Annotated in this window: 4 protein-coding genes; 2 read left to right on the forward strand and 2 right to left on the reverse strand. The window is 68.0% G+C overall.

The window, feature by feature from the left end; genetic code table 11:
* A partial coding sequence (locus AB0M20_RS32360) for an NUDIX domain-containing protein (protein ID WP_364304131.1) occupies positions 1-191 on the reverse strand: 191 nt, incomplete at its 3' end.
* Between the two features lie 323 nt (positions 192-514).
* Positions 515-817 carry a DUF1540 domain-containing protein gene (locus tag AB0M20_RS32365; protein ID WP_364304132.1) on the reverse strand — a complete coding sequence of 101 codons (303 nt, stop codon included), beginning with the start codon at positions 815-817 and terminating at the stop codon, positions 515-517.
* Between the two features lie 212 nt (positions 818-1,029).
* Between AB0M20_RS32365 and AB0M20_RS32370 the strand changes: the two genes are divergently transcribed.
* Positions 1,030-2,109 (forward strand): glycosyl hydrolase, encoded by a 1,080-nt coding sequence (locus AB0M20_RS32370; RefSeq protein ID WP_364304133.1) that lies wholly within the window; start codon positions 1,030-1,032, stop codon positions 2,107-2,109.
* Positions 2,110-2,248: 139 nt separating this feature from the next.
* Positions 2,249-3,466, forward strand: a complete 1,218-nt coding sequence (locus tag AB0M20_RS32375; RefSeq protein ID WP_364304134.1) for an IPT/TIG domain-containing protein — start codon at positions 2,249-2,251, stop codon at positions 3,464-3,466.
* Positions 3,467-3,617 lie beyond the last annotated feature (151 nt).

Raw genomic sequence — 3,617 nt, forward strand, 5'->3', positions numbered from 1 at the left:
TCCCGCACGAAGCCACCCGGCAGTGCCCGCCACCCGGCGAACGGGTGCGCGCCGCGCTCGACGAGCAGCACACACAGCCGCCCGTCGCGGATGGTCAGCGCCACGACGTCGACGCTGACGGCCACGGGCGGGAACTCCCGCGGGTCGTACTGCGCCAGAAACTCCTCGTCGGTCACGCCCGCCTCCGTCATTCTCGCTCTGAGTAAAACTCAACCTGAGAACAACATAGGACCGACACGCTCCTCCGTCAAGCGCCGGCCGGCCGGGGGCAAGCAAGAAGTGGTAGCCGAGCCACCTTTGGAGGGGGTAGACGCGTGGGTGGGCTACCAGTTTGTGGGTGGGCCGCGGGGTGTGCGGCCACGGCCGCGCAGCGGCGCGGGTGACCACTCACGCACGTGGAGCGAAGCGACCCTCGGCGGGAGCTGCGGTCTGCACACACCACCGGAGCTACGACCGGAATTTGAATTTGCGCACCAAAAAGGCCCGCCGTCCATTAATGAAGGCGGGCCTGAGCTCAGGGAAGGATTACCTTGGCTCGAAAGTGAGGCAATCGGCGGAGTCCTGTGCGGCTTCCCACGGTGATCGCCGGCGCCTGGCACTCGAGGTTGGCGTTGTGCTTGCAGGCGGAGCGCTTGCACGCACCCACCTGGGCCATGAGCTGCCCGATCCCGCCCTGCAGGTCGCTGTCGACGTAGGTGTCGCACTCGGAGTTGACCCGGCCGATCGTGATCGCGAAGGCCGTACAGCCGTCGTGGTTGTAGCCACACGAGCTAACGGTGCACTGCGTGACCCGCGGCATTTCCATCATCTGCGTCATCGCTTCAGCCTTTCATTCGTCATCGCGTCCCGACCCCACGATAATGCCATCACCGACCGAATGCGTGGTGGGTGCGCCGCCATTTCATCAGCAATTTACGAATGAGGTTAGGCTCCAATTACCTCGTCTTAGGTAAGGCTTTCTTGCCATCCGCCGGCCGTCCGGCTGGCAGAGTGGATCACGAAGGACGTTCCCCCGGGAGGTGCCGCCGCATGCGGTTCGCCGTCGTCGCATTGCTGCTGGCCGTGGCCGGCTGCGGCTCGGAGCAAACCACCGCTCCCACCGCGCCCGTCGCGTCCTCGGTGGCGCCCACCCCGCACACCACCCGATCGGCCTCGGCGGCCGAACAACGGTCGGCGAGCCGGCTCATCACGCTGCCCCGCACGGCCGGCGTCTGGCCGGGACCGAACGGTCTGTCCGGCGTGAACGGCGACCCGACCTTCGACACGGCGCACGTGGAGGCGTTCTGCGCGGCGCGCGGCCGGGCGTGCCGGTTGGCGCAGACCTACACCGACCGCACCAGCTACGAGTCGATGACCAGCGGGTCGGGGTGGACGTTCGAGTTCTTCAGCGACTTCGACGGTGCGCTCGTGATCTCGCAGGGACTGGTACCGACGGGCGGCGAGGAGATGCTGGCCGGGTGCGCGGCCGGCGACTACGACACGCAGTGGCGCAACTTCGGCGAGCTGATGGTCGAGCAGGGGCGCGGGGACTCCATCGTGCGGCTGGGCTGGGAGATGAACGAGCGCACGATGGCCTGGCGGGCCACCGACACGGCGGCCTACATCGGTTGCTACCGGCACGCGGCCACTGCCGTCCGGGCGGCCAACCCCGACGTGGTCCTGGACTGGTCGATCAACGCGCACGGCTCTCCCGACGGGCTCTGCGGCGGGCTGGCCACGAACTGCTACCCCGGTGACGAGTACGTCGACATCATCGGCATCGACAACTACGACCACTACCCGTGGAGTCCCACCAAGGCGGCGTTCGACCGGACGGCTCTCGCGCCCGAAGGTTTGACCTGGCTGTACGACTTCGCGCGGGCGCACTCCAAGCCGTTCTCGGTGGGTGAGTGGGGCGTGGTGCCGACCGGAGACGCCGGCAAGGAGAACCCGTCGTTCATCCGGTGGATGCACGAGTGGTTCGCGGCGCGGGCTCCGTACCTGGCGTACGAGGCGTATTTCTCGGACTGCGGCCAGGGCGGCGTACAGAGCAGTCTGTTCCGCACCGACTCCGCCTGCACCAAGAACCCCTCGTCAGCGGCGGTCTACCGCTCGCTCTGGGCCGAGTGAATCCAACTTCGTCGTTCTGCGCAATTGCGCGCAAAAGCCGCGTTACGCTCCTCGCGAGACGGCCCCACGATGCCTCTGACGCACGCGCGGGCCCTACCCATCCAGCAGACGGTTCGCAGAGACCGTAGGAGGACCTCGCATGCGCAAGTCCGAACAAAGCACCGGCTTCCGGCTGCTCAAAGCCGGCGTGGCGGTGGCGGCGACAGCCGCCGCTGTCGTAGCCGGCGCGGCAACACCCGCCTTCGCGGCCTCGGTGCCCATGACGCTCAGCGCGACCACCGGACCCGCCCAGGGCGGCAACACCCTGATCGGCAAGACGGCGACCGCCGTTTTCACGGCGACCGCACCGCCGGCCGTCGAGTTCACGGTCGGCACGTCGTGCCCGGCCACCTACAGCAACGTGGTGACGGTCACGGCCACCGCCGGTGTCGTGAAGGCCGTGACGGTGAAGAAGCTGTCGAGCACCCAGATCTCCATCCTGGTGCCCGCCGGCGTGGACCTGCCCGCCAACACGTCGACGCTGAAGTACAACGTCTGCGCCTACAGCGGCACCTCGGTCGCCTCGGCCGCCGGTGTCACGCCGGTGGTCGTCGGCAGCCCGCTGATCGCGAACGCCACCTATACGATCGCGACCAAGCCGATCCTGGCGAACAGCCCGATCTCTCCGGCGACGGGCCCGGCGCTGGGCGGCACTCCCGTCACCATCACCGGTAACGGCACCTACAAGTTCCCCACCACCGGCGTCACCGCCACCCTCGGCGGCGAGCCGCTGACGGGTATCTCGGTGGCATCGGACCAGCTCAGCTTCACGGGCATCACGCCCGCCCATGCGGCGGCCACCGGTCAGACCCTGTCCGTCACCACGTCCGGCGGCACCGTCACCAAGGCGAGCGCCTTCGCGTTCACCAACGGCATCAACGTGACGCCTAACACCTCCGCCGGCGGCGGCAACGTCGACATCCTCGTCGAGGGTGCCGGGATCGGCGATGCGTTCACGGCCTACTCCGCCGGCCTGTCCACCACCGACACGGCGCACATCTACCTGGTGCAGGGCAGCTACGACCCTGAGGACGACGGCAACGGCGACAAGACGGTCGCGCCGATCGCCGACGCGTCCGCGATCACCTACATCGGCCCGAACCAGGTGTTGGCCACCTTCAATCTCGCCAACAGCCTCGACGGGTCCGGGGTGGCCAACAACCCGGTGGACCCGGTGGAGGACGGCGCCTACACCGTCACCTGGGTGAGCAACGGTGATGTGGACGTGCAGTCGGGCGGGACCAACGAAGACCCGGACAAGCCCTACGTCAAGTCGATCGTGACCAGCGGCTCCACCTTCACGGTGGCCGACTACTGATCCCGACCGATACAAGCAACGGCCCGGAGCGTCACGCTCCGGGCCGTTTGCCGTGTCATGCCAGTCGCCATGTCAGGCCAGTCGTTCCCACTGTCTGTCGATGGCCGCGACGCTCGCCTGCTTCGAGGGCCGCCCGTCCGGGTTCGTCGCG

Origin of the sequence: Actinoplanes sp. NPDC051633 (assembly GCF_040681735.1) — a bacterium.
In the GTDB taxonomy this organism is placed as follows: Bacteria; Actinomycetota; Actinomycetes; order Mycobacteriales; family Micromonosporaceae; genus Actinoplanes.